This is a genomic window from Iamia sp. SCSIO 61187, from assembly GCF_019443745.1.
GTDB lineage: Bacteria > Actinomycetota > Acidimicrobiia > Acidimicrobiales > Iamiaceae > Iamia.
Window position 1 is genome coordinate 1862964 of the sequence record NZ_CP050948.1, and the last position, 24502, is coordinate 1887465.

Below are 24502 nucleotides of genomic sequence, written 5' to 3' on the forward strand. Positions count from 1 at the left end.
AGCCCGGTCGAGCCCGCGCTGGTGCCGCCCGAGGACGGGCTGCGGCTGGACTCGGCCGCCGGGCGCTGGGTCATGCTCACGACGGTCCTCGGCTCGGGGATCGCCTTCCTCGACGGCACGGTCATCAACGTGGCCCTGCCCACCATCGGCCGGGAGCTGGACGCCTCGTTCGCCGGGCTGAGCTGGATCGCCAACGGCTACCTCGTCACCCTCGCCTCGCTGATCCTGGTGGGTGGCTCGGTCGGCGACCGGCTGGGCCGCAAGCGGGTCTACCTGGCCGGGGCCGGCGCCTTCGCCCTGGCCTCGCTGATGTGCGGGATGGCCCCGAACGTCCCCCTGCTGGTGGTGGCCCGGGCCTTCCAGGGGGTGGCCGGCGCCTTCCTGGTGCCCGGCAGCCTGGCCCTCATCCAGACCACCTTCCACCCCGACGACCGGGCCCGGGCCATCGGGGCCTGGTCCGGGCTGGCCGGCATCACCACCGCCATCGGCCCGTTCCTGGGCGGGTGGCTGGTCGAGGCCGCCTCCTGGCGGTGGGTCTTCCTCCTGAACCTGCCCATGGCCGCAGTCGTGATCCTGGTCGGCCAGCGCCACCTGCTCGAGTCCCGGGACCCCACCATCGAGGGCCGGCCCGACCTCCCCGGCGCCGCCCTGGGCGCCCTGGGCCTGGCCGCCTCGACCTACGGTCTGATCCAGGAGGACGTCGTCGTGGGCCTGGTCGGCCTCGCCGTGCTGGCCACCTTCGTGGTGGTCGAGGCCCGGACGGCGCACCCCATGCTCCCGCTCGGGATCTTCCGGTCACGCCAGTTCTCCGGGGCCAACGCCGTGACCTTCGCCGTCTACGCCGCCCTCTCGGCCGTGCTGTTCCTGCTCAGCCTGGTGCTCCAGCAGGCGCTCGGCTACTCGCCCCTCGCCGCCGGCGCCGCCACCGTCCCGCTGACGCTGGTGATGCTGGCCCTGTCCTCCCGCAGCGGCGCACTGGCCCAGCGCATCGGGCCACGGATCCCGATGACGCTCGGCCCCCTGGGCATCGCCGCCGGCATGGTCCTGATGCTCCGGATCGACACCGGCGGGACCTACCTCGCACAGGTCCTCCCCGCCCTGCTCGTGTTCTCCGGCGGCCTGGTGCTCACCGTCGCCCCGCTGACGTCGACCGTCCTGGCCGCCGCCGACGCCCGCCACGCCGGGGTCGCCTCCGGGGTGAACAACGCCGTGTCGCGCGCCGCTGGGCTGATCGCCGTGGCCGGCCTCCCGATCATCGCCGGGTTCGACGCCTCCGCCGCCGTGGGCGGCGAGACGCTCGTCGACGGCTTCCACCGAGCGACGGTGGTCGGCGCCGCGGTGGTCCTCGTCGGCGCCGCCATCGCGTGGCTCACCATCCGCTCCGACGTGCTGGAGGTGGCCGCGGGGGAGGACGCCAAGGCCGAGGAGGACGAGGCCGCGGTGGAGGCGTGCTTCTCGTGTGCGGTCTCCTCCCCGCCCACCCCCCACCGCGAGCGGGCTCCGATGAAGTAGAACCTGTTCTCGTTCGCGAGCGAGCCGAGGAGCAGGTCATGGCGCAAGAGGTGGGCACGGGCAAGAGCCGCCGGGGACGACCGGTCGAGCTGGGGGGCGCCCTCGTCACCCTGGTCGAGCCGCACCAGGGCCACGAGGTGGCCTACAACCGCTGGTACGAGCGGGACCACTTCTACGCCGGCTGCATGCTCGGGGCGTGGACGATCAGCGGGGCTCGCTTCGTCGCCACCCGGGACCTCAAGGACCTGCGGGCGCCCGACAGCACCGTCGCCCCCGACCCCCTCGACGGGTCGTACCTGTCGCTCTACTGGATCGTCGCCGGCAAGTTCGGCGAGTGGATGGACTGGGGCACCCGCCAGGTCCGGCACCTGATCGACTCCGACCGGATGTTCGAGCACCGCGACCACGTCCACACCGTGATGTACCGCTTCGCCGGCGAGGTCCCCGGCCGCGAGGACGGGGTGCCGGTCGAGCTCGCCCTCGACCACCGCTCGCCGTCGCTCGTGATGACCGTCGTCGACCGGGCCGAGGGCGTCGACTCCGCCGCCGTCGCCGCCTGGTGGGGGGACCACGCCCCGGGCCACGAGGTCACGGCCGTGTTCGACCCCGTGCCCATGCCGACCGACGCGCCGAGCGACGTCCCCGCCGAGCGCACCGCGGATCGGACCCTCTTGCTGGCCTTCGTCGACGACGACGTGGCCCCGGGATGGGCCGACACGTGGGCCGCCGTCCCCGCCGGCCTGGCCGAGGCGGGCCTGGGCACCGCCGCCTTCCACGGCCCGTTCAAGGGCACCGTCCCCGGCACCGACACCTACGCCGACCAGCTCCGCTGACGGCAGGTCGGTCGGCCGCCACCGGATGGGTGGCGCGCTGACCATCTCCGGCGGGACGTGACCGGCCGGCCTGACAGGCTGAGGGCGTGACCGTCCTCGCCGGGACCTGACCTGGCCGCGGTGGACCGAGCGGTTGCTGGTCCGGCCGGCCACGCCCGACGACGCCGCGGCGTGCTGGGCATACAACCGGCTTCCGGAGGTCGCCGAGTGGCGCGACGCCCCGGCGACCGACGAGGCGACCTTCACGGCGCGCTTCGTGGAGCGGATCGACGGGCAGCTGGTCGCCGAGCTCGACGCCCGGGTCATCGCCGAACTGGGCGTGCGGACCAAGGCCCCGTACGCCCAGCAGGGCGTGCCCGTCCCCGAGGGGGTGGTCGACGCCGAGCTGGGCTGGGCCTTCGACCCGGCCGTGCACGGCCGGGGGCTGGCCACCGAAGCGGCGCTCGAGATGCTGGCCATCGCCTTCGACGGCCTCGGCGCCCGGCGGGTCGCGGCCGACTGCTTCGTCGCCAACGAACCGTCGTGGCGGCTGATGGAGCGGATCGGGATGCGACGTGAGGGCCACATGGTCCGCGACAGCCTCCACCGGAGCGGCCGCTGGCTCGACTGGTACGGCTACGCGCTGCTGCGGTCGGAGTGGGAGGCCCGGCCGGCCGGCTGGGCCCCGCCCCGTCGGCCGTCGCTCGGTGACGTCGCCTGGCCGCGGTGGACCGATCGCCTTCTGATCCGTCGGGCCACGGCCGGCGACGTGCCCGCCGTTCGGGCCTGGTCCGACGACCCGCAGGTGTCGGAGTGGGAGACCGCAGTGCAGCACGACGAGCCGTCGTTCGCCGCTCGCTGGGCCGACCCGGCCCGGCTTCCGGTGCGGCTCGTGGTCGAGGAGGAGGGCGCCGTCGTCGGCGAGCTGATGCTGCTCGTCCAGGACGGTGAGGCCCAGGCCGAGGTGGAGGACGTGGCCGCCGGGTGCGAGGGCGTGCTCGGCTGGTCCTTCGCCGCCGCCGTCCACGGGCGGGGCCTGGCCACGGAGGCGGCCGCTGACCTGGTGCGGGTGGCCTTCGCCGAGCTGGGTCTGCGCCGGGTCACGGCGTCGTGCTTCGCCGACAACGTCCCGTCGTGGCGGTTGATGGAGCGCCTCGGGATGCGACGGGAGCAGCACGTCGTGTCCGGTGCCCTGCACCGCACGCACGGCTGGGTCGACGGCTACGGATACGCCCTCCTGGTCGACGAGTGGCGGGCCGCAGCAGGCGGCTCCGCCCGAACCTGACGGGTCGTCAGATCCGGGGGTACGATCGTCACATGGCCCCCGCCGACGACTTCCCGAAGATCATCTCGGTCGACGACCACGTCATCGAGCACCGCACGGTGTGGCTCGACCGGCTGCCGAAGGAGTACCACGACGTCGGGCCCCGCACGATCCAGGAGCGGGGGACGATGAAGTACGTCGGCGGCGTGTTCAGCTACGAGCCGTCCGACGACGGCGAGCTGTGCGACTGGTGGCTCTACGAGGACAAGAAGATCCCCCAGACCCGCCTCTCGGCCGCCGTCGGGTTCGACCGCGACGAGGTCAAGGTCACCGGCATCACCTACGAGGAGATGCGCAAGGGCTGCTGGGACCCGAAGGCCCGCCTCGAGGACATGGACGCCAACTGGACCGAGGCCCAGATGTGCTTCCCCTCGTTCCCCCGGTTCTGCGGGCAGACCTTCATGGAGGCGTCCGACAAGGTCCTCGCCGACCTGTGCGTGAAGGCCTACAACGACTGGATGGTCGAGGAGTGGTGCGGCGACTCCGGCGGCCGGCTGATCCCGCTGACCATCACCCACCTGTGGGACGCCGACCTGGCCGCCGCCGAGGTCCGGCGCAACGCCGACCGGGGCGTCCGGGCCGTCTGCTTCAGCGAGATCCCGCCCTACCTCGGCCTCCCGTCGATCCACACCGACTACTGGGAGCCCTTCTTCCGGGCCTGCGCCGAGACCGGCACCGTGATCAACATGCACATCGGCTCGTCGTCGAAGATGCCGTCCACCTCCGCCGACGCCCCCGCCGCGGTGGGGTCGACGCTCACCTTCGGCAACGCCATGAGCTCGATGACCGACTGGCTGTTCTCGGGCTGGCTGGAGAAGCTGCCCACCCTGAAGCTGGCCTACAGCGAGGGCCAGATCGGGTGGATCCCCTACATCCTCGAGCGGGCCGACAACGTCTGGGAGGAGAACCGGGCGTGGGGCGGCGTGGCCGACATCGTGCCCGAGCCGCCGTCGACCTACTACTACCGCCAGATCTACGGCTGCTTCTTCGACGACGTCTACGGGCTCGAGAACATCGAGAAGTGCGGCATCGACAACATCTGCTTCGAGACCGACTACCCGCACTCCGACTCGACCTGGCCCAAGAGCCGCGAGGTCGGCGAGAAGCTGATGGGCAACCTGCCCGAGGACGTGGTCCGCAAGCTCGTCCGGGGCAACGCCATCGAGATGCTCGGCCTCGACTTCGCGCCCTAGCGGCGGCGAGGACGCGACGTGCCTGGCACGTCGCGTCCTGACCGGCACCTCGTGGTCGTGACCGGGTCAGCGGTCGGGCTTGGGCTCACGGGGGAGGCCGAGGACGCGCTCGCCGATGATGTTGCGCTGGATCTCGCTGGACCCGCCGGCGATCTTCATGCCGGGGGAGTAGAGGAAGCCGTCGGTGGGGCCGCCGGCGAGCATGCCGGCCGGGCCCGACAGGTCGACGGCGAGCCCGGCGGCGCCGAACTCGAGCTCGGTCCGCAGGAGCTTGGCCGCCGAGCCCGCACCCGGGCCGCCACCGGAGGCCACCAGCATCGACCGGAGCGCGTGCCCGCTCGCCAGGACCGACGCCAGCCGGTCGCGCTCGACCCCGCCACCGCTCGACTCGGCGAGCCGCGCCAACCGGGCCAGGCGCCGGTCGAGGCTGATCAGGCCGGATGCGTCGCTCGAGCCCCGCTCGTCGCCGAGGACGCCCATGGCGACGCCCCACCCGCCGTCGAGCGGCCCGAGGAGGGCGTCGCCGGGCACCTCGACCGAGTCCAGGAAGACCTCGGTGAACTCGGCGTCGCCGGTCATCTGCCGCAGCGGTCGCACCTCGATGCCGGGCAGGCCCATGTCGAGGAGGAAGAACGAGATGCCGCGGTGCCCGGGGCCACCGGTGCGGGCCATGAGGATCCCCATCTCGGCCAGCTGCCCGTTGGAGCACCACGTCTTCTGCCCGGTGACGACGAACCCCTCCTCGGGCGTGCCCACCGCCGTGGTCCGCAGGGACGCCAGGTCCGAGCCGGCCTCGGGCTCGGAGAAGAGCTGGCACCAGAGGATGGCGCCCGAGGCGGTGCCCGGCAGCAGCGACGTCTTCTGCTCGTCGGTGCCGCTGCGGAGGATCGCCTCGCCGGCCAGGACGATGCCCTGGAGGTTGAGGTACGGGCTGACCTCGGCCCGGGCGCACTCCTCGGCCCAGACACCGGTGTGGGCGCGGCTCAGGCCCCGCCCACCGCAGTCCTCGGGCCAGTGGAGGGCGGCGAAGCCGTGCTCGGCCATGTAGCGCTGCCAGCCCCGGGCCCGGTCGTGGAGGTCGGGGGGGAGGATGGCCCCGAAGGCCCGGCAGGCCAGGCCGTCGGCGACCGACGAGGCGATGAAGGCGGCGGCGTCGGCCCGGAAGCGATCCAGCTCGGTCACGGAGCGATGGTAGAGGGCGCTCGTCCGCCCCCGAGGCCAGAAACGAGAACGCGTTACAGTCCGCGGCCATGGAGTTCGGGATCTTCAACGGGATGTACACGCCGGCCTCGATGGTCGACGAGCACGGGGACGCGGCCGAGCACATCCGGCTCCAGCAGGAGCTGGAGTGGGTCCGGGCCGCCGACCGCTCCGGGTTCAAGTACCTGTGGGCGACCGAGCACCACTTCCTCGAGGAGTACTCGCACCTGTCGGCCAACGAGGCCTTCCTCGGGTACTGCGCGGCGGCGACCGAGCGCATCCACATCGGCTCGGGCATCTTCAACATCACCCCGCCGGTGAACCACCCGTTCCGCACCGCCGAGAAGGTCGCCATGCTCGACCACCTCTCGGGCGGGCGCTTCGAGCTGGGCATGGGGCGGGGCAGCTCGACCACCGAGCAGCAGGGCTTCGGCATCCCCGAGCCCGACCTCACCAAGGCCATGTTCGACGAGGTGCTGCCCCAGCTGGTCGAGATGTGGAAGCCCGGCGTCTACCCGGCCTTCGACGGCCAGTTCTTCACCACGCCGGCGCGCAACGTGCTGCCCAAGCCGCTGACCCAGCCCCACCCGCCGCTGTGGGTGGCGGCCGGGAGCCCCCCCACCTTCGCCAAGGCGGCCCAGCTGGGCCTCGGCGTCCTCTGCTTCACCACCGGCACGTCGGACCAGCTGGCCCCGCTGATCGAGACGTACAAGAACACGATCGGGGACGCCGATCCCGTCGGCGGGTACGTCAACGACAACGTGATGGTGACCTCGTCGATGATCTGCCTGGAGGACGGCGATCGGGCCCGCAAGGTGATGCTCGACGCCCGCGGGCACTACCACAAGAGCCTGCTGTTCCGGTACCTCGACACCTTCCCCAAGCCGGAGGGCACGCCGGTGTGGCCGGAGCTGTGCACGCCCTACACGCAGGCCGAGGTCGAGATGGCCGTGCAGATGGGCGAGTGGGCCATCGGCGACCCCGACGAGGTCAGCCGGGTCGTCCAGCGCTTCGAGGACGTCGGCGCCGACCAGATGACCTTCGGGATGCTCAGCCAGGAGACGCCGATCGCCATCGTGATCGAGGCCACCGAGCTCTTCGGCCGCGAGGTCATCCCCCGCTTCGACAAGGACCCCGAGCACCGCACCACCCGCCTCCGCCGCGAGCAGCTGGGCGCCAACGCCTGATCCCGCGACCGGATCGCGGCGCCGGGTGCGCATCGGTTCTGTCGCGCTGAGCGGTCACCGATGACCGGCTGCCGCGACAGAACGGGTCACGCCCGACCCCGGATCGGTTCTGTCGCGCTGAGCGGTCACCGATGACCGGCTGCCGCGACAGAACGGGAGCGCTGGGGTCAGACCCAGTGGGCCCGGCGGGAACCCCAGCAGCGGCCGTGCGTGACGGGGCGCTCGGAATCCATGGCGCCACCTTACGCCCGATCCATAACAGTGTCATCCCCTCTGGGGAGATCTGACCCCCTCAAGTAGAACGCGTTACAGTTCGCGCTCGTGACGATCAGCCCTGACCACGACTACCGGCTGCTCATCGGCGGGGAGTGGGTGAGCGCCAGCGGCGGCTACGAGGTCCGCAACCCGGCCACCGAGCAGGTCGTCGGCGTGGCCCCGAACGCCAGCGTCGCCGAGGCCGAGGCCGCCTGCGCCGCCGCCCGCACCGCCCAGAAGGGGTGGGCCGCGACCCCGATGGCCGAGCGCTGTGCCCTGCTGGCCCGGGTCGCCGACATCATGGACGCCCAGCGCGACGAGCTGCTGCCCGTCGTCCAGGCCGAGACCGGCGCCACCATGCGCACGGCCAAGACGATGCAGGTCGGCCAGGCCGGTGCCCGGTTCCGCTACTACGCCCGACCCGTCGACAACCTGGTCCCCCTCCCGCCCGCGGTCATGCCCACGACGGCCCTCGCCCCCGGCGGGATCGTCGGCGCCGTCGAGCACCGGGCCCCGGTCGGCGTGGTGGCCTGCTTCGCCGCCTACAACGTCCCGATCACCAACATGGCCGGCAAGATCGCCCCCGCCCTGGCCATGGGCAACACCGTCGTCGTCAAGCCGCCGGTGCAGGACCCGCTGGGCACGATCCTCCTGGCCCGGGCCTTCGAGGAGGCCGGGTTCCCGGCGGGCGTCGTCAACGTCGTGGTCGCCGACACCGTCGAGGCGGCCGAGGCCATCACCACGTCGCCGGACGTCGACATGATCTCCTTCACCGGGTCGACCGCCGTCGGGTGTCGCATCGCCGAGGTGGCCGGCCGCTCGATGAAGCGCCTGCTGCTGGAGCTGGGCGGCAAGGGCGCGGCCATCGTCTTCGACGACGCCGACGTCAAGACCGTCGTCGCCAACGTGTCGAGCACCTGGACCTTCCACTCCGGGCAGATCTGCACCTCGCCCACCCGCCTGCTGGTGCACCGCTCGAAGTACGACGAGGTCGTGGCCAAGATGGCGGGGATGGCCGGGCACCTCAAGGTCGGCGACCCGCTCGAGCGCGACACCGTCCTGGGGCCGGTCATCACCGGCGCCCACCGCGACCGGGTCGAGGGGTACGTGCGGTCCGCCATCGACGAGGGCGCCAACGCCGTCGCCGGCGGCGACCGCCCCGACCTCGACACCGGCTTCTACGTCGCCCCCACCCTCCTGGCCGACGCCACCAACGACATGAAGGCGTCCCGCGAGGAGATCTTCGGCCCGGTCATCGTGGCCATGCCCTTCGACGACGACGACGAGGCCGTCGCCATCGCCAACGACAGCCCCTACGGCCTGTTCTCCTACGTCTTCGGCGGCGACACCGGCCGGGCCATGCACGTGGCCAAGCAGCTCGAGTGCGGCAACGTCGGCATCAACACCCTGCAACGCAACCACGAGGCCGCCTTCGGCGGGTTCAAGTACTCCGGCGTCGGCCGCGACGGAGGCCAGTGGGGCCTCCACGCCTACTCCGAGATGCAGTCGATACTTTGGTCGTGATCACTCGCTCGCTGGCGCTCGCTCCGTTCACACGAGCTGAAGGTGCTCGCTGCGCTCGCGCTGAGAGCCCCAGCCGACGACGCCTCGTTCCTCGGCGCCGATCGGCTTCGTGTGGGGGCAACCCCCACACCCCCAGCGGCTGCGCCGGGCCGCAGATCGTCGAGATGCCAACGTCATACGAAGGGAAGTTCTGATGCGAGGGATCGTGTGGACAGGGGAGCTGGAGGTGCGGGACGACGTGGAGGTGCGCGACGTCCGGCCCGACGAGGTGCGGGTGCGCATCCACAACGCCGGGCTGTGCCACAGCGACGTGTCGGTGGTCGACGGGACCATCCCGTTCCCGACACCGGTGGTGCTGGGCCACGAGGGCGCCGGCGTCGTCGAGCAGGTCGGTGACGCCGTCAGCTCGGTGAAGGTCGGCGATCACGTCGTCCTCACCACCATGGGCTTCTGCGGCCGCTGCTCGGCCTGCTCCCGTGGGCTCCCCTCGCACTGCAAGAAGGGGGCGGGCAAGCTGCGGGCCCCGTTCACGGTCGGGGGCGAGAAGGCCTTCCAGTTCGCCAACGCCGGCGTGTTCGCCGAGACGACGGTCGTCCAGGAGAACCAGGCCATCGTCATCGACTCCGACGTGCCCCTCAGCTCGGCCTGCCTCATCGGGTGCGCCGTGGTGACCGGCACCGGCGCCGTCCTCAACCGGGCCAAGCCGACGCACGGAGAGAGCGCCGTGGTGATCGGCGTCGGGGGCATCGGCCTCAACGTGCTCCAGGGCCTGCGCCTGAGCGACGCCGGGCCGATCATCGCCGTCGACGCCAACCCGGCCAAGGAGGAGGCGGCCCGCCTGTTCGGGGCGACCCACTTCATCGCCGCCGGACCCGACGTCGACACCGTCGCCGCCGTGAAGGAGATCTGCCCGACCGGGGTCGACCACGCCTTCGAGTGCGTCGGCCACCCCGCCCTGATCCGCACCGCCATCGACCTCCTCGACTGGGGCGGCCAGTGCATCCTGCTGGGCGTGCCCAAGATCGGCACCGAGGCCAGCTTCGTCGTCAACTCGCTCTACAACGACAAGTCGATCATGGGCTGCCGCTACGGCACGGTGCGACCGCACCACGACATCCCCCTGTTCGTCGAGCTCTACAAGAGCGGCAGGCTGCTGCTCGACGAGCTGGTGTCGGCGACGTACCCCCTCGACGGCGTGCACGACGCCCTGACCGCCATGCACGACGGCAAGGTCAACCGGGCCGTCCTCGAGCTGGCCTGAGCGTGTCGGCGCCCGTCCCGTCGTCGACGCTGCCCGCCCACCTGGAGGAGGTCCGGGCCCGAGTCACCAACTGGGGGCGCTGGGGCGACGACGACCAGCGGGGGTGCGGCAACCTCCTGGACGACGCCGCCGCCCGCCGGGGCGCGGCCTGCGTCCGGACGGGGGAGCGGCTCAGCCTCGCCCTCGACCTGGGCCCCGACAGCCCCCAGGTGGGCCAGCCCCCGCACCGCCTCAACCCCGAGCTGACCATGGAGGCGATCAACGAGCGGGACCCGCTCGTGCCCGGGGTGTGGGCCAGCTCCGACGACACGGTCCGGATGAGCACCTGCGCGGCCACGCACCTCGACACCCTCGCCCACGTCTCCTACGACGGCCTGCTCTGGAACGGCTTCCCGGCGTCGTCGATCACCCCCGATGGCGGTGCCCGGTACTGCGGGGCGTCGACGCTGACGCCGATCGTGACCCGCGGCGTCGTGATCGACATCGCCCGCCTTCGGGGGGCCGAGGCCCTCGACGAGGTCGAGCCCGGCTACGCCATCACCGGCGACGACCTGGCCGAGGCCTACGACGCCGCCGGGCTCGCCCCCGAGCCCGGCGACGCCCTCCTCGTCCGCACCGGCGACGTCCGCCACCTCCACGCCGGCCGCCGCGAGCGCTACGCCAAGGGCGACGAGTTCCGCTTCCCCGGGCCGTCGCTGCACTCGGTCGAGTGGGTGCGTCAGCACGACATCGCGGTGATGGTCACCGACACCTACGCCTTCGAGGCCTTCCCGCCACCGGCCCCGGACTGGTCCGACACCCTCTGCGTGCACATGCTCCAGATCCGCGACATGGGCCTGCTCCAGGGCCAGAACTGGGACATGGAGGCCCTCGCCGCCCGCTGCGCCGACGCCGGCCGCTGGGACGTCCTCCTCCTCGCCGCCCCCGAGCCCATCGTCGGGGCCACCAGCGCCCCCGTCGCCCCGGTGGCGGTGCTGTAGGCCCTGGGGCACGGCGGCGGACCACGACCTGCCCGCCGCCTCGTCGGCCTCCGGCGCCCGAACGGGCCTCGATCACCTAGCCTGACGACCCGTCAGATCAGGACCACGCACGGAGGATCGATGCTCGAGGGACGGAACCTGTGGGAGCTGGTCGAGGCCCGGGCGGAGGCGACGCCCGACGCGGTCATGACCATCGACGAGTCGGGGCAGTCCGTCACCTTCGGCGCGTACAAGGCCTCGGCCGAGACCGTCGCCGCCGGGCTCGTCGCCGAGGGCGTGGGTGAGGGCGACGTGGTGTCGTGGGTCCTGCCCACCTGGCACGGGTCGCTCGTCCTCATCGCCGCCCTGTGCCGCATCGGGGCGGTGCAGAACCCGATCATCCCCATCTACCGCGACCGCGAGGTCGGCTTCGTCACCCGCCAGGCGCAGTCGTCGATGCTCATCGTCCCGGGGGAGTGGCGGGGCTTCGACTACACGGCCATGGCCGAGCGCATCGCCGAGGAGTCCCCGAACCCGCCGAAGGTCCTCGTCACCGCCAGCACGCTGCCCGACGGCGACCCCGCCAGCCTGCCGCCGGCCCCCACCCCGCCGGCCACCCGCGCCGACGAGCCGGCCACCTGGCTCTTCTACACGTCGGGCACCACCGCCGACCCCAAGGGCGCCCGCCACAGCGACGGCGACCTCATCGTCACCGCCCGGGGCATGTGCGACCGTATGCTGTGCCGGGAGGGCGACCGCAACCTGATGGCGTTCCCGGTGACCCACATCGCCGGCCCCATCTGGCTGGCGTCGAGCCTGATGTACGGGCTCACCAACGTCATCACCGAGGCCTTCGACCCGAAGGCCACGCCCGAGCTGGCGGCGAAGGCCGACGTGACCCTGGCCGGGTCGGCGACGTTCTTCCACATGGCGTACCTGGCCGCCCAGCGGGCCGCCCCCGAAGGGGTGCGGATCTTCCCCAGCCTCCGCCTGTGCCCGGGCGGCGGGGCGCCCAAGCCACCCGCGCTCCACAAGGAGATCCAGGACGAGCTGGGCGGGCTCGGCATCGTGTCCGGGTGGGGCCTGACCGAGGCCCCCATCCTCACCATGGGCTCGGCGCTCGACCCCGACGACAAGCTGGCCACTACCGAGGGCCGGCCCATGCCCGGCGTGCTGCTCCGGACGGTCTCGCTCGACGGGGTCGTGACCGGCCCGGGCGAGGAGGGCGAGCTGCGGGCCAAGGCGCCCCAGATGATGCGGGGGTACCTCGACGGCTCGCTCGACGCCGATGCCTTCGACGAGGACGGCTGGTTCCGCACCGGGGACCTCGGCGTGATCGACGAGGACGGGTACGTCCGCATCACCGGCCGGGTCAAGGACGTCATCATCCGCAAGGGCGAGAACGTCTCCGCCGCCGAGGTCGAGAACCTGCTCTACGAGCACCCCAAGGTCACCGACGTGGCCGTGATCGGGATCCCCGACGCCGACCGGGGGGAGATGGTGTGCGCCGTCGTCGCCGGACCCGAGGGCGGGGAGCCGCTGACCTTCGACGAGATGGTCGCCCACCTCAAGGCGGCCGGGCTGCGCACCCAGGCCCTGCCCGAGCGGCTCGAGGTCGTCGACGCCATCCCCCGCAACGCCAGCGGCAAGATCCCCAAGCACGAGCTCCGCAAGACCTACAGCGCCTGACGTCAGAGGAGCGACCGGGCCTCGGCGAGGAGGTCGGCCTGGGCGTGCCAGTCGCCGGCGGCGAAGGTGACGACGACCCGGTCGGCGCCGGCGTCGGCCAGGGCGGCGAGGTGCTCGGCCACCGCCGCCGGGCCGGCCCGCAGGACGACGTCGTCCACGGCCTCGGCGGGCATCCCGAAGCGACCGCGGGGGTCGGCCACCGAGGCTCGCACCCGCTCCCGGGAGGGGAGGGCGGGATCTCCCTCGAGGGCCACCATGGTGCTGGCCGTCAGGCGGGGCGCGGATCGACCGGCGGCGGCCGCCCGCGTGCCGATGCGGTCGCGGGCCTGGCGGGTGCCGTCGGGCCCGAAGGGCAGGAGGAACCACTCGGCGCCCAGCTCGACGACCCGCCGCTCGGCGGCGGGGGACATCCCGCCGACGACGAGCGGTGGCACCTCGGCGCCCGGCGCCAGCTGCACGGTGGGCGCGCCCGGCTCGTCGGCGAGCACGGTGGGCTCCCCGGCGACGAGCGACGGCAGGACCCGGAGGGCGGTGTCCAGGCGCCGCCCCCGCACCCGACCGCCGGAGAGGTGCTGGAGCGTGGCGACCTGCTTGGCCAGCCACACCACCGGCCGGAGCGGGACGATGGCCACGCCGTAGGCCAGGCGCAGCTGGTCCGTGGCCGTGGCCGCGGCGGCGAGGGCCAGACCGCTGTCGAGGAGCGGGGCGCCGGCCCCGGCCACGAGCTGGTCGACCACCCACGCCGACTCGAAGCCCCGGTCTTCGGCCTGGCGGGCGGCGGCGGCGACGTCGCCGGGCGGGCCGTCGGCGTCGCCCATGGTGGGGAGGAAGACCCCGATGTCCGGTCCGCTCGACCCACCCGTGCTCGCTCCACCCATGCTCGGTTCTCCTCAGTGCTGTCCGTTACTGGTTGATACCGAGGGCATCGTGCGCCACCATGGCGTGCGATGGAAGACGGCACATCGATGGCACCGGGGCACACCGAGGGAACCACCGGCGGGTCGGTCGTGGCCCAGACCGACTCCTGCCGGCTGCGCGACCTGCTCGACCGCATCGGCGACAAGTGGTCGCTGCTGGTCGTCGAGCTGCTCGGCGAGGGCACCCGGCGCTTCACCGAGCTCAGGCGGGACATCGACGGCATCAGCCAGCGGATGCTCACCCGCACCCTCCGCCACCTCGAGCGCGACGGCCTCGTGCGGCGCACCGTCCACCCCGTCGTGCCACCCCGGGTCGACTACGCCCTCACCCCGATGGGGTCGAGCCTCCTGGAGGCGATCGGCCCCCTGGTGACGTGGACACGCGCCCACCGCGACGAGATCTCCGCCGCCCGCGCCACCTACGACGCCGCCGAGACCGGCGCCGCCGCGATCTAGCCTGACCCGCACCTCACCGCCCCAGGAGGCCGCCATGGACGACGCCGAGGTGATCCGCCGGATCAACGAGCTGGCCGAGGAGGAGCACCGCCTCGAGCAGGCGGCCAGCCACGGCCAGCCGGTGAGCGACGAGGACCACGCCCGCCTGCGCCAGGTCGAGGTGGCCCTCGACCAGTGCTGGGACCTCCTGCGCCAGCGGCGGGCCCGTCGGGCCAGCGGCCAGGACCCCGACGAGGCCGAGGTCCGCTCCGAGGGCGTGGTCGAGGGGTACCAGCAGTAGCGAGCGGGACCGGCGCGAGGGCGTCAGCCCCCGGCCGCGACCAGGAGCACGAGCCCGGCGAGGATGACGCCGGAGGCGGCGAGGCGCCGCCGACCCAGGCCCTCGCCGAGCACGAGCCAGCCGACGAGGGCGCCGATCACCACCGACGACTCGCGCAGCATCGTCACGTACCCGACCGGGGCCCGGCGGACCGCCACCAGGACCATGGTGTAGGCGACGAGGGTGCCGACGCCGCCGGCCAGGTGGCGGCGCCAGTCGCGCCGGAGCAGGGCGGCCCGGGCCCGGCGCGACGGGCGCAGGACGTTGGCCACGGAGATGGCCACCCCGGAGGCGGCGACCGATGCGAGCCCGTAGGCGACGCCGCTCTCGCCGGCGCGCGACCCGGCCGAGTCGACGATTGTGTACGTCGCGATGCAGGCCGCGGTGAGCAGGGCGAAGCCCAGGGCGGCCCGCTCGCCGGCCCGACCCGCCCGGGCCGAGACGTCGGCGGCGTCGCCGAGCACCACGTCGTCGGCCACCGGCACGCCCCGCCCGCGCAGGCCGACGAGGCCGGCGGCGGCGACGGCGATGGCGAGCCACCCGAGGGCAGGGAGGCGGTCGTCGAGCACGAGCGTGCTCCCGAGGGCGGCCAGCACCGCACCGCCGCCCCGGGCGAGGGGGTACGACAGCGAGAAGTCGCCGTGGGTGTAGGCCGCCACCAGGCTCTCGAGGTAGACGATGTGCACCGCCGCCGTCCCGGCGAGGTAGGGGAGCGCCGCCCACCCCGGGAAGCCGACGACGACCAGGCCGACCAGGGCCAGTGCGGCGGCCGCGCTGAACTGCCCCCACGCGGCGAGGGCCCGGTCGTCGCTGGTCTTGATGAGCAGGTTCCAGGAGGCGTGGACGAGCGCCGACCCGAGGGCGAGGAGGGTGGCGGCCAGCACGAGGACGGCACAGTACCGGCGGAGGGGTGGTGACCCCGGTGCCCGGAGGGCCCCGGGCTGGTCGGTGTCCGCGAGGATGCGGGGATGCTCACGACCCGCCGTCTCGCCGCCGTCGCCCTCGCGGGCCTGATCGTCCTCGCCGGGTGCAGCGACGACGGCGGCGACGCCGACGCCGACGCCACGACGACCACCGAGGCCGCCGACGACACGACGGAGGCGGCCGAGGACGAGACGACCACCACGGCCGCCGACGAGGGTGACGACGAGGGGGAGGACGGGTCGACGACGACCGAGGCGGACGAGACCACCGAGACCACGGCGCCCGACACCTCGGGCGAGGGCCAGGAGGGGACGGGGGCACCGGACGCCGAGCAGCCCGACGTGTCGTGGGACCTCGATGCGGTCGAGCACCGCGGCGACGACGGCAAGCGCATCGCCTACCTCTGCCCGCCCGACGGTGACCCGTCAGCGACCGTCTGGGGCACCGGCACCTACACCGACGACTCCTCGGTCTGCGCCGCGGCGGTGCATGCCGGGATCATCAACCCCATCGAGGGGGGCCGGGTCATCATCGAGATCGCCCCCGGCGAGGAGTCCTACGAGGGGACCGAGGCGAACGGCGTGGCGTCGCAGGACTACGCCGAGTGGGCCGGGAGCTTCACCTTCCCCGTCGGCTGACCCGCCCGCGTTTCGGCCCCTCCTCGGGCCACGACCTACGATCTGACGACTCGTCAGAAACGCGCCGACCAGGCACACGCGCGGCACCGCCGCAGGAGGTCACCCCATGGGCATGCTCGACGGCAAGGTCGCCATCGTCACCGGTGCCGGGCACGGCATCGGCCGGGGACACGCCCTGGAGCTGGCCAAGCACGGGGCCAAGGTCGTCGTCAACGACCTCGGCGGTTCGGTGTCGGGCGAGGGCGAGGGTCGCGACGCCGACCTCACCGTCGGGCTGATCGAGAAGCGCGGTGGCGAGGCCGTCGCCAACTACGAGAACGTGGCCGACCACGAGGGCGCCGGCCGCATGGTCCAGCAGGCCGTCGACACCTACGGCCGGCTCGACATCCTCGTCACCAACGCCGGCATCGTGCGCGACTCCGCCATCTGGAACATGAGCGAGAGCGACTTCGACGCCGTCATCGCCGTGCACCTCAAGGGCATGTGGTCGCCGTGCCACCACGCCGCCGTGCACTGGCGGAAGGTGAACAAGGAGACCGGCCGCCCCGTCGGCGGGCGGGTCATCACCACCACCTCGGGCGCCGGCCTGGTCGGCAACTTCGGCCAGACCAACTACGCCACGGCCAAGGCGGGCGTGGCCGGGTTCACCCAGACCCTCAGCCTCGAGCTGGGTCGCCTCGGCGTCACCGTGAACGCCGTCGGTCCCGCCGCGGCCACCCGCATCACCGCCACCATGCCCGGCGCCCCGCCGGTGATCGAGCCCGACGACGTGCCCGAGGACGAGTGGAACCGCATGGACCCGGCGGTGTCCTCGCCCCTCGTGGCCTGGCTCGCCAGCGACGAGAGCGCCCACGTCACCGGCCAGGTCATCCGGGCCGTCGCCGAGGACATCATCCTCATGACGGGCTGGACCAACGGCAACCAGATCTCCAACGGCGGGAAGCGCTGGGACGCCACCAAGCTCGGCACCCAGCTCGCCACCGACGTCTTCAAGACCCGGGCGCCCGGCCTCCGCTACTAGCGAGATGGCCGTCCCGCTGACGGCGATCCCCGCCCGCCGCGGTGCGCGGGTCGTCGTCGTCGCCGGTCCTGGTGCGACCGGCGCCCGCCGCGGCCTGCGCACGCTGGCGGGGATCACCGGAGCGACGGTCGTCAACACCGTGGGGGCCAAGGGACTGCTCGCCTGGGACGACCCGCTGCACGGCGGGACCGTCGGGCTGCAGGAGGGCGACGCCGAGCTGGCCGAGCTGCTCAGCGCCGACCTGGTGGTGACGACCGGTGTCGACCTGTCGGAGTCCGTCTCGCTGACCGCCGCCCTGCAGGCTCGGGGCGCGGCCGAGCCCGGCTCGGTCGTCGACGTGCACCCTGCCCACCTCGCCCTGGCCGCAGGCGGATGGCCGCCCGCCGACGGACCCGGCGCCCGCCCGCCGTTCTACGACGCCGTCGCGGCCGTGGTCGGTCCGCTCTACCAGCAGGAGGGGACCGCGGCGTGGGCCGCGGCGCGCCTGGCCGCTGATCTGCCCCCGGGCGGACTGGTCGTGGCCCCGCCCGGTCCCACCGGCTTCTGGATCGGCCGGACCTTCCCGACGGCGGTGGCGGGGTCGGTGGTCGTCCCCACGGGCGCGCCGGTCGGGACGGCCGAGGGGCTGGCCCTGGCTGCGGCCGGGGAGGGTCGCCCCACCACGCTCGTGACCACCGAGCCGGTGGACCTCGACGGCGTGACCGTCGAGGCCTGGCCCCGGGCGATGACCCACGGCGACGCCCTCGACGCTCTGGTCGCGGTGTCGGGTCGGCCCGACGAGGCGATCTGGCCCGGCTGGTCGCCCTGACGCACGGCCCGGGCCCGGGCCGGGACGGCCCAGTGGTTGCACGTCCCGGCGGCAGGTAGGACGGCCGCCGCGGCCCGGACCCGAGGACCCGCACCGCTGAGCCCCGCCTGGTTCGCCATCGCCGTGCCCGTCACCGTCCTGAGCGCGCTGGTCGCGGGGTGGATCGACGCCCGCATCGGCGACGACGGCTTCCCCTGGACGAGCGTCGTCTTCGTGCTCGTGGCCGTGCTGGCGCGCAGATCCTGGTCGGGTGGTCCGTCCGCCGGCAGGAGGACCCGGGCGTCAGGTGAAGCCGGGGGCGGGTTGGCCGTCGAGGGCGACGAGCTCGGCCGGGATCGGCCCGCACCGGCCACGACGGGTCCGGCGCCCAGTCGCGCCACGACCCGTCGAAGGGCGGGTCGCCCCGCTCGAAGGCGGCGATCACCGACTCGCCCTCGGCCCGCGGCGCGCCTCGATCAGTCGGCGGTGGCCACGCCGATGGGGCAGCTGAGGCCCGTGCCGCCCAGGCCGCAGTAGCCGTTGGGGACCTTGTCGAGGTACTGCTGGTGGTAGTCCTCGGCGTAGAAGAACGGGCCGCCGTCGGCGATCTCGGTGGTGATGTCGCCGTAGCCGGCCTCGCGCAGGGTGGCCTGGAAGCGCTCCCGGGAGGCCTGGGCCTTGGCCAGGTCGTCGCCGGAGAGGCCGTAGATGCCCGAGCGGTACTGGGTGCCCACGTCGTTGCCCTGGCGCATGCCCTGGGTGGGGTCGTGGCCCTCCCAGAAGACCTTGAGCAGCGTCTCGAGCGAGACCTGCTCGGGGTCGTAGACGACGAGCACGGCCTCGGTGTGGCCGGTGCGCCCCGAGCACACCTCCTCGTAGGTGGGGTTCGGGGTGTAGCCCCCGACGTAGCCGACGGCGGTGGTCACCACGCCCGGCGTCTGCCAGAACAGGCGCTCGGCCCCCCAGAAGCAGCCCAGGGCGAAGACGGCGGTGCGGGTCCCCTCCGGGAACGGGGGCGTCAGCGACGTGCCCAGGACGGTGTGGGCGGCGGCGACGGGGATCGGCTCGTCGCGGCCCCGCAGGGCGTGATCGGGCTCGACCATCTCTTGCTTGCGACGCAGGAACATGCCCCCAGGCTACGGAAGGGGCACGACCTCGCGACCGCAGGCCCGGTCCCGGACCCCTCACCCCATCGGGTGGCATGATCGGCCGCACACCGCATCTCGTCCTGGGGGGCCCTCATGCGTCGCACCACCCGCACCCGTCGCCCGGGGGCGGCTCTCACCGTGGCCGCCGGCCTCGTCGTCGCCGTGCTGGCGGCGTGCGGGGCCGACGAGCCGGCCGCCGACACCGGTGACCAGGGGGTCACCGTCGAGGCGCTGGACAACGTCTTCGGCGAGGAGGAGCCCCACACCGTCCGGGTCGACGTCGGCGGCACGGTCACGTGGGAGAACATCGGGCGCAACGTCCACAACGTCATCTCCGTCGACGGGGCTCCCTTCGGCGTGGGCGAGGCCGAGTTCACCCCGGGCGAGACCTACGAGGCCACCTTCGACGAGGAGGGCGCCTTCGCCTACTACTGCTCGCTCCACGGCAACGCCACCGACGGGATGGTGGGCACCGTGCTCGTGGGCGACGTCGAGGCACCACCGCCGCCCGAGCCCGCCCCCGCCGCCCTCGACATCCGGGCCAGCGGGACGACCCGGGAGGTCCCGGCCGACCACGAGACGATCCAGGCCGCGGTGGACGCTTCTGAGGTGGGCGACCTGATCCTCATCAGCCCGGGGGTGTACGAGGAGGCCGTCCAGGTGCCGGCGGACAAGGACGGCATCACCCTGCGAGGTCTCGACCGGGACGAGGTCGTCCTCGACGGCGGCTTCAACCTGGCCAACGGCGTCCAGGTGGTCGGCGCCGACGGCGTCGTCATCGAGAACATGACGGCCCGGAACTACACCCGCAACGGCTTCTTCTGGACGGGCGTGTCCGGCTACCGGGGCTCGTACCTCACCGCGGTGCGCAACGGCGACTACGGCGTGTACGCCTTCGAGTCGACCCAGGGGCAGATCGAGCACAGCTACGGCGGTGGCAGCCCCGACGCCGGGTTCTACATCGGCGGCTGCCAGCCGTGCGACGCGGTGATCACCGACGTGGTGTCGGAGTGGAACGGGCTGGGCTACTCGGGCACGAACGCCGGCGGCGACCTGGTGATCGCCGCCAGCACCTGGCGGTACAACCGGGCCGGCATCGTGCCCAACAGCGGCTCCTACGAGCCCGACTACCCCCAGGACGAGAGCACGATCGTGGGCAACCTGGTGCACGACAACAACAACGGCGAGACGCCGGCCATCGACATCTCGATCACGGCCATGGGCAACGGCATCCTCGTGGCCGGTGGCATCAACAACACGATCGAGCGCAACCGGGTCATCGACCACGACGTCACCGGCATCGGGGTCATCACCTACCCGGAGAGCGCCGAGTACCTGTGGGAGGCCACCGGCAACGTGGTGCGGGACAACGTCGTCTCCGGCTCGGGGTTGGGCGACATCGGTCTGTGGTTCGACGGCGAGGGCACCGCCACGGGCGAGAACTGCTTCAGCGGCAACGACTTCGAGACCAGCGCGCCCGAGGGGCTGGAGGACGAGGCCCCGTGCCCGGCGGTCGCCGAGGGCGACCTGACCCGTGGCGCGCTCGACATCGGCGCCCTGGCCGTCACCGACGGACGGCCGGCATCGGTGCCCTACGAGGACGCCGACCTGCCCGACATCGCCGAGGAGGACCGGCCCGAGATGCCGGACCCGGCCACCAGCCCGGCCCGCCCGGCGATCGACGTGCCCTTCGCCGTGGACCTCGACGCCATCGAGGTGCCCGCCGCCCCGTGACCCGCGGCGCCGTGGTCGAGGCGGTCGTGGCGGCCGTGGTCGGCATCTTGCTGACCGGGTGCGCAGGCGCCGGCGGGTCGCCGCCCGACGGCGCCCGGCCGGGGGCCGCGCCCGCCGCCGCCGAGTGGGTGGCCACCGACGAGGGCGACGCCCTGTTCACCGTCGACTGCCCGTTCAGCCACCGGGCGGCCGACGACCCGATCGTCCACCCCGGTCATCCCGGAGCGAGCCACAGCCACGACTTCTTCGGCAGCGAGGCCGTCGACGCGTCCAGCACCGGCGCATCGCTCCGCGGTACGGCGACGACCTGCGTCGACCCCGACGACACGGCGTCGTACTGGGTGCCGACCCTGTCGATCGACGGGGCGCCCGTCGAGCCGACGTTCCTGCGGGCCTACTACCGGGCCGTCCCCGGCAGCGACGTCCGGGAGGTCGAGGCCCCGCCGTTGGGCCTGGCCATGATCGCCGGCGACCCGACCGCGGGCGGCGGCCACGAGCACGGGACCACGGATGGTGCCAGGCACCATCCGTGGTCCCCGACCGGCGAGGCCGGGTGGGGGTGCGGGCTCCGACCCCGGCGGCTGCGCGTCGAGCCCCCGACCGACTGCACCGACGCCTCGCCGCTCACCCTGCGGCTGCGGTTCCCCGACTGCTGGGACGGGGTGCGGCTCGACTCCGAGGACCACCGCGCCCACGTCGCCCCCAGCGTCGACGGCGCCTGCCCGGCGAGCCACCCGGTGGCGATGACCCAGCTCCAGGTGTCGGTCGTCTGGCCGGTGACGGGAGCGGCGGCCGGCCGGGCCACGCTGGCGTCGGGGCCCGTCGCCGGCGCCCACGGCGACTTCCTCAACGGCTGGGACCCCGACGCCCTCGCCGACCACGTCGAGCTCTGCATCCGGGCCCGGGCCAACTGCACCATCGGGTAGCCGGGACGGGGCGCGGGGTCAGGACGACGCCGCGAGGCGGGAGCGCCAGTCGGCCAGGAGGTCGGCCAGGGTGGTGTCGAGCGAGATCTCGGGCCGCCACCCGGTGGCGGCGGTGATCTTGTCGTGCGAGCCCCGCAGGACCGGCGTGTCGACCGGGCGGAAGAGGCTCTGGTCGACCTCGAGCTCGAGGTCGACCGTCGCCAGCGCCAGGAGGCGGTCGACGATGTCCTGCACCGCGAGGTCCACGCCGGAGCAGACGTTGTAGGCCTCGCCCGGCTCGCCCTCCTCGGCCAGCAGCCGGTAGGCCCGCACCACGTCGCGGACGTCGGTGTAGTCGCGCCGGGCGGTCAGGTTCCCGACCGTGAGTGTGGTGCCGCCGTCTCGCTCGGCCTGGGCGATCCGGCTGGCCAGGGCCGAGGCCACGAACCGGTCGGTCTGACCCGGCCCGAGGTGGTTGAAGGCCCGGACCCGCAGCACCGGCAGGCCGTGGCCGAGCCAGGCCTGGAGGCCGAGGTAGTCGGCCGCGACCTTGGACGCCGCGTAGGGGCTCGAGGGGCGGAGGGGGCTCTCCTCGGTGAGGGGCATCTCGTCCGGCCCGGCCTGGCCGTAGACGTCGGCGCTGGACACGGCGACCACCCGCTCGACGCCGGCCTCCTGGGCGGCGGTGAGGACGTTGAGCGTCCCCTCGGCGTTGGCCCGGAAGGCGTCGACGGGCCGGGCCCACGACCCCCCGACGTCGGCCCAGCCGGCCAGGTGGTAGACGACCTCGGGGGCGACGTCGACCAGCTCGGCGGTGATGGCGGCGGCGTCGGTGATGTCGGCGCCACCCAGGGCCGGGTCGGTGGTGCAGACGTCGTCACCCGCCTCGGTGAGGTGCGCCACCAGGTGGCGGCCGACGAACCCGCCGGCTCCCGTGACCAGCGCTCTCATGCGGTCCCGGGACGGGCCCGGGTGGGGTGGGGGGCGGGCGTCATCGGCGGCGACTGTAGCGTCGCCCCCGCGTCAGCCCGGAGGGGGAGGGGGCGCGGGCCGACGGCGCGGCCGTCGACGGTCGCCGTCGGGGCCTCCACTACGCTTGCCGGGCCCGGCGACCGTGCCCACGGCGACCGGAAGGCAGGTGCCCCCGGCACGAGAGGAGATCCGTTGTCCCCCCAGCTGTCGGTGCTCCTGCCGGCGTACAACGAGGCCGACAACCTGGTCGAGCTGGTGCCGGAGATCGAGAAGGTCCTCACCGCCGCAGGCATCACCTACGAGATCGTGGTGGTCGACGACGGGAGCACCGACGGCACCCGGGGCGTGATGCGCGACCTGCGGAGCGACACGGTGCGCTCGATCCGGCTGCGGCGGAACTCGGGCAAGTCGGCCGCCCTCGCCATCGGCATCGAGCAGGTCACGGGCGAGAACGTCGCCCTCATGGACGCCGACGGCCAGGACGACCCCGAGGAGCTGCCCCGGCTGCTCGCCCACCTCGACGAGGCCGACCTCGACCTGGTCACCGGGCGCCGGTCCGTCCGCAACGACCGCTTCGTGAAGCGCACGACGTCCAAGCTCTACAACGGCGTCACCGCCAAGGTGACCGGCGTCCCCGGGCGCGACTTCAACAGCGGCCTGAAGATGATGCGCCGCGACCTGGCCGACACGGTGGAGCTCTACGGCGAGCTGCACCGCTACATCCCCGTCCTGGCGGTGTGGAACGGCTTCCGCGTCGGCGAGCTCGACGTCGCCCACCACGAGCGTCGCCACGGCAGCTCCAAGTTCGGCCGGGCCCGCTTCTGGCGGGGCTTCCTCGACCTGGTGACCGTCAAGTTCCTGACGACCTACACGGCCCGGCCCTTCCACCTCTTCGGCGGCATCGGCTTCATCATCGGCCTGGTGGGCGTGGGCCTCCTGACGTGGATGGGCGTCGAGCGCCTCCTCGACCACCAGATCGGCACCCGGCCCGCCCTCCAGGCCGGTGTCCTCCTCGTGGTGGTGTCGGTGCAGATGGTCTCGCTCGGGCTGCTCGGCGAGCTGGTGGTCAACATGCGCCGCCGCCGCAACCTCGACGCCACGGCCGACGGAGACCTCCGATGACGACCACCAGCACCCCGATCGGCCTCGCCCCCGGCGCCCCCGAGGAGGCCGCCGGCCAGGACGCGGCCAAGTACGGCACGACCAACCCGGTGGTCCAGCGGCTGCTGGGCCGGTGGATGGACGAGATCCACGACGTCCTCGGCGACGTCGCCGGGGTCGTCGTCGACGTCGGGGTGGGGGAGGCCCTGGCCCTCGAGCGGATGATCCCCGACGGTCACCCCACCGTCGGCCTCGAGTACCGGATCGACAAGGCCCGCGCCGCCAAGGATCGGCTCGACTGGCTGGCGCCCGTGTCGGGCGACGCCGGCATGCTCCCGTTCCCCGACGCCTGCGCCGACCTGGTCACGTGCATCGAGCTGCTCGAGCACCTGCCGACCTACCGCCCGGCGGTGGCCGAGCTGGCCCGCATCACCCGGGGTCGCTGCGTGGTGTCGGTGCCGTGGGAGCCGTGGTTCCGCCTGGGGAACCTGGGCCGGGGCAAGAACCTGGGCCGGTTGGGCAACGACCCCGAGCACGTCCAGGCCTTCACCCCCAAGCGGCTGGTGTCGGCCCTGCGGCGCGGGTTCCGCGACGTGGAGCTCCACCCCTGCTTCCCCTGGCTGATCGCCGAGTGCCGGGGCCCCAAGCGCCCCTGACGGGGTCA

23 protein-coding genes are annotated in these 24502 nt (G+C 73.4%); 18 read left to right on the plus strand and 5 right to left on the minus strand.

Going from position 1 to position 24502, the window contains the following annotated elements; genetic code table 11:
- Positions 1 to 72 precede the first annotated feature (72 nt).
- The 4 genes from HC251_RS09015 (at position 73) to HC251_RS09030 (ending at position 4841) form a co-directional block, all read left to right on the plus strand.
- Positions 73 to 1512, plus strand: a complete 1440-nt coding sequence (locus HC251_RS09015; protein WP_370651288.1) for an MFS transporter — start codon at positions 73 to 75, stop codon at positions 1510 to 1512.
- A gap of 38 nt (positions 1513 to 1550) precedes the next feature.
- A complete protein-coding gene (locus HC251_RS09020; protein WP_219944965.1) occupies positions 1551 to 2345 on the plus strand; it encodes a hypothetical protein in 795 nt (264 codons plus the stop codon).
- Between the two features lie 133 nt (positions 2346 to 2478).
- On the plus strand, positions 2479 to 3609 hold the full coding sequence (locus HC251_RS09025; RefSeq protein ID WP_219944966.1) for a GNAT family N-acetyltransferase: 1131 nt from the start codon (positions 2479 to 2481) through the stop codon (positions 3607 to 3609).
- Between the two features lie 32 nt (positions 3610 to 3641).
- A complete protein-coding gene (locus HC251_RS09030; RefSeq protein ID WP_219944967.1) occupies positions 3642 to 4841 on the plus strand; it encodes an amidohydrolase family protein in 1200 nt (399 codons plus the stop codon).
- A gap of 66 nt (positions 4842 to 4907) precedes the next feature.
- Here the strand turns inward: HC251_RS09030 and HC251_RS09035 are convergent, their stop codons facing one another.
- Positions 4908 to 6023: an acyl-CoA dehydrogenase family protein gene (locus tag HC251_RS09035; protein WP_219944968.1), complete on the minus strand. Its 1116-nt coding sequence runs from the start codon at positions 6021 to 6023 to the stop codon at positions 4908 to 4910.
- A 68-nt stretch (positions 6024 to 6091) separates the two neighbouring features.
- On the opposite strand from HC251_RS09035, the gene HC251_RS09040 reads away from it, so the two are divergent.
- The 5 genes from HC251_RS09040 to HC251_RS09060 all read left to right on the plus strand — a co-directional run bounded on the left by HC251_RS09040 (position 6092) and on the right by HC251_RS09060 (position 12916).
- The gene (locus HC251_RS09040) at positions 6092 to 7228 is read left to right on the plus strand and encodes an LLM class flavin-dependent oxidoreductase (protein WP_219944969.1); all 1137 of its coding nucleotides are present in this window, start codon (positions 6092 to 6094) and stop codon (positions 7226 to 7228) included.
- Between the two features lie 321 nt (positions 7229 to 7549).
- Positions 7550 to 9007, plus strand: a complete 1458-nt coding sequence (locus tag HC251_RS09045; RefSeq protein WP_219944970.1) for an aldehyde dehydrogenase — start codon at positions 7550 to 7552, stop codon at positions 9005 to 9007.
- 193 nt (positions 9008 to 9200) lie between these two features.
- On the plus strand, positions 9201 to 10268 hold the full coding sequence (locus HC251_RS09050; protein WP_219944971.1) for a Zn-dependent alcohol dehydrogenase: 1068 nt from the start codon (positions 9201 to 9203) through the stop codon (positions 10266 to 10268).
- Between the two features lie 2 nt (positions 10269 to 10270).
- Complete coding sequence (locus HC251_RS09055; RefSeq protein ID WP_219944972.1) at positions 10271 to 11248, plus strand: cyclase family protein; 978 nt, start codon at positions 10271 to 10273, stop codon at positions 11246 to 11248.
- Between the two features lie 120 nt (positions 11249 to 11368).
- A complete protein-coding gene (locus HC251_RS09060; protein ID WP_219944973.1) occupies positions 11369 to 12916 on the plus strand; it encodes an AMP-binding protein in 1548 nt (515 codons plus the stop codon).
- A gap of 2 nt (positions 12917 to 12918) precedes the next feature.
- Here HC251_RS09060 and HC251_RS09065 read toward each other — a convergent pair whose 3' ends face one another.
- Positions 12919 to 13794: an LLM class flavin-dependent oxidoreductase gene (locus HC251_RS09065; protein WP_219944974.1), complete on the minus strand. Its 876-nt coding sequence runs from the start codon at positions 13792 to 13794 to the stop codon at positions 12919 to 12921.
- Positions 13795 to 13863: 69 nt separating this feature from the next.
- Here HC251_RS09065 and HC251_RS09070 point away from each other — a divergent pair, with 69 nt between their 5' ends.
- Positions 13864 to 14289, plus strand: coding sequence for a helix-turn-helix domain-containing protein (locus HC251_RS09070; RefSeq protein WP_219944975.1), 426 nt, complete (start codon positions 13864 to 13866; stop codon positions 14287 to 14289).
- Positions 14290 to 14323: 34 nt separating this feature from the next.
- Positions 14324 to 14569, plus strand: a complete 246-nt coding sequence (locus HC251_RS09075) for a DUF2630 family protein (protein ID WP_219944976.1) — start codon at positions 14324 to 14326, stop codon at positions 14567 to 14569.
- 23 nt (positions 14570 to 14592) lie between these two features.
- On the opposite strand, the gene HC251_RS09080 is transcribed toward HC251_RS09075, so the two are convergent.
- Entirely contained in the window at positions 14593 to 15492 is a 900-nt protein-coding gene (locus tag HC251_RS09080; protein ID WP_219944977.1) for a DMT family transporter, read from the minus strand.
- An 84-nt stretch (positions 15493 to 15576) separates the two neighbouring features.
- Between HC251_RS09080 and HC251_RS09085 the strand changes: the two genes are divergently transcribed.
- From HC251_RS09085 to HC251_RS09095, 3 genes are all read left to right on the plus strand, one after another.
- Positions 15577 to 16170 (plus strand): LCCL domain-containing protein, encoded by a 594-nt coding sequence (locus HC251_RS09085; protein WP_219944978.1) that lies wholly within the window; start codon positions 15577 to 15579, stop codon positions 16168 to 16170.
- Positions 16171 to 16276: 106 nt separating this feature from the next.
- On the plus strand, positions 16277 to 17191 hold the full coding sequence (locus HC251_RS09090) for an SDR family NAD(P)-dependent oxidoreductase (protein WP_219944979.1): 915 nt from the start codon (positions 16277 to 16279) through the stop codon (positions 17189 to 17191).
- 4 nt (positions 17192 to 17195) lie between these two features.
- Positions 17196 to 17999 (plus strand): hypothetical protein, encoded by an 804-nt coding sequence (locus tag HC251_RS09095; RefSeq protein ID WP_219944980.1) that lies wholly within the window; start codon positions 17196 to 17198, stop codon positions 17997 to 17999.
- Between the two features lie 455 nt (positions 18000 to 18454).
- Here the strand turns inward: HC251_RS09095 and msrA are convergent, their stop codons facing one another.
- Positions 18455 to 19105 carry a peptide-methionine (S)-S-oxide reductase MsrA gene (gene msrA / locus HC251_RS09100; protein ID WP_219944981.1) on the minus strand — a complete coding sequence of 217 codons (651 nt, stop codon included), beginning with the start codon at positions 19103 to 19105 and terminating at the stop codon, positions 18455 to 18457.
- 114 nt (positions 19106 to 19219) lie between these two features.
- Between msrA and HC251_RS09105 the strand changes: the two genes are divergently transcribed.
- Together HC251_RS09105 and HC251_RS09110 are read left to right on the plus strand one after the other, a co-directional pair.
- Positions 19220 to 20860 carry a plastocyanin/azurin family copper-binding protein gene (locus HC251_RS09105; protein WP_219944982.1) on the plus strand — a complete coding sequence of 547 codons (1641 nt, stop codon included), beginning with the start codon at positions 19220 to 19222 and terminating at the stop codon, positions 20858 to 20860.
- Entirely contained in the window at positions 20857 to 21786 is a 930-nt protein-coding gene (locus HC251_RS09110; protein WP_219944983.1) for a DUF1996 domain-containing protein, read from the plus strand. Before HC251_RS09105 ends, HC251_RS09110 begins: the two co-directional genes overlap by 4 nt.
- Before the next feature lie 18 nt (positions 21787 to 21804).
- Here HC251_RS09110 and HC251_RS09115 read toward each other — a convergent pair whose 3' ends face one another.
- Complete coding sequence (locus HC251_RS09115; protein WP_219944984.1) at positions 21805 to 22716, minus strand: GDP-mannose 4,6-dehydratase; 912 nt, start codon at positions 22714 to 22716, stop codon at positions 21805 to 21807.
- A 213-nt stretch (positions 22717 to 22929) separates the two neighbouring features.
- On the opposite strand from HC251_RS09115, the gene HC251_RS09120 reads away from it, so the two are divergent.
- A complete protein-coding gene (locus HC251_RS09120; protein WP_219944985.1) occupies positions 22930 to 23859 on the plus strand; it encodes a glycosyltransferase family 2 protein in 930 nt (309 codons plus the stop codon).
- On the plus strand, positions 23856 to 24494 hold the full coding sequence (locus tag HC251_RS09125) for a methyltransferase domain-containing protein (RefSeq protein WP_219944986.1): 639 nt from the start codon (positions 23856 to 23858) through the stop codon (positions 24492 to 24494). The genes HC251_RS09120 and HC251_RS09125 overlap by 4 nt, the downstream gene beginning before the upstream one ends.
- Positions 24495 to 24502: the final 8 nt, after the last annotated feature.

Coding starts and splice junctions, on each gene's coding strand:
- HC251_RS09015 (WP_370651288.1), top strand. CDS start 73: ATGCTCACGACGGTCCTCGGCTCGGGGATCGCCTTCCTCGACGGCACG.
- HC251_RS09020 (WP_219944965.1), top strand. CDS start 1,551: ATGGCGCAAGAGGTGGGCACGGGCAAGAGCCGCCGGGGACGACCGGTC.
- HC251_RS09030 (WP_219944967.1), top strand. CDS start 3,642: ATGGCCCCCGCCGACGACTTCCCGAAGATCATCTCGGTCGACGACCAC.
- HC251_RS09040 (WP_219944969.1), top strand. CDS start 6,092: ATGGAGTTCGGGATCTTCAACGGGATGTACACGCCGGCCTCGATGGTC.
- HC251_RS09050 (WP_219944971.1), top strand. CDS start 9,201: ATGCGAGGGATCGTGTGGACAGGGGAGCTGGAGGTGCGGGACGACGTG.
- HC251_RS09060 (WP_219944973.1), top strand. CDS start 11,369: ATGCTCGAGGGACGGAACCTGTGGGAGCTGGTCGAGGCCCGGGCGGAG.
- HC251_RS09065 (WP_219944974.1), bottom strand. CDS start 13,794: ATGGGTGGAGCGAGCACGGGTGGGTCGAGCGGACCGGACATCGGGGTC.
- HC251_RS09070 (WP_219944975.1), top strand. CDS start 13,864: ATGGAAGACGGCACATCGATGGCACCGGGGCACACCGAGGGAACCACC.
- HC251_RS09075 (WP_219944976.1), top strand. CDS start 14,324: ATGGACGACGCCGAGGTGATCCGCCGGATCAACGAGCTGGCCGAGGAG.
- HC251_RS09085 (WP_219944978.1), top strand. CDS start 15,577: ATGCTCACGACCCGCCGTCTCGCCGCCGTCGCCCTCGCGGGCCTGATC.
- HC251_RS09090 (WP_219944979.1), top strand. CDS start 16,277: ATGGGCATGCTCGACGGCAAGGTCGCCATCGTCACCGGTGCCGGGCAC.
- HC251_RS09095 (WP_219944980.1), top strand. CDS start 17,196: ATGGCCGTCCCGCTGACGGCGATCCCCGCCCGCCGCGGTGCGCGGGTC.
- msrA (WP_219944981.1), bottom strand. CDS start 19,105: ATGTTCCTGCGTCGCAAGCAAGAGATGGTCGAGCCCGATCACGCCCTG.
- HC251_RS09105 (WP_219944982.1), top strand. CDS start 19,220: ATGCGTCGCACCACCCGCACCCGTCGCCCGGGGGCGGCTCTCACCGTG.
- HC251_RS09115 (WP_219944984.1), bottom strand. CDS start 22,716: ATGAGAGCGCTGGTCACGGGAGCCGGCGGGTTCGTCGGCCGCCACCTG.
- HC251_RS09125 (WP_219944986.1), top strand. CDS start 23,856: ATGACGACCACCAGCACCCCGATCGGCCTCGCCCCCGGCGCCCCCGAG.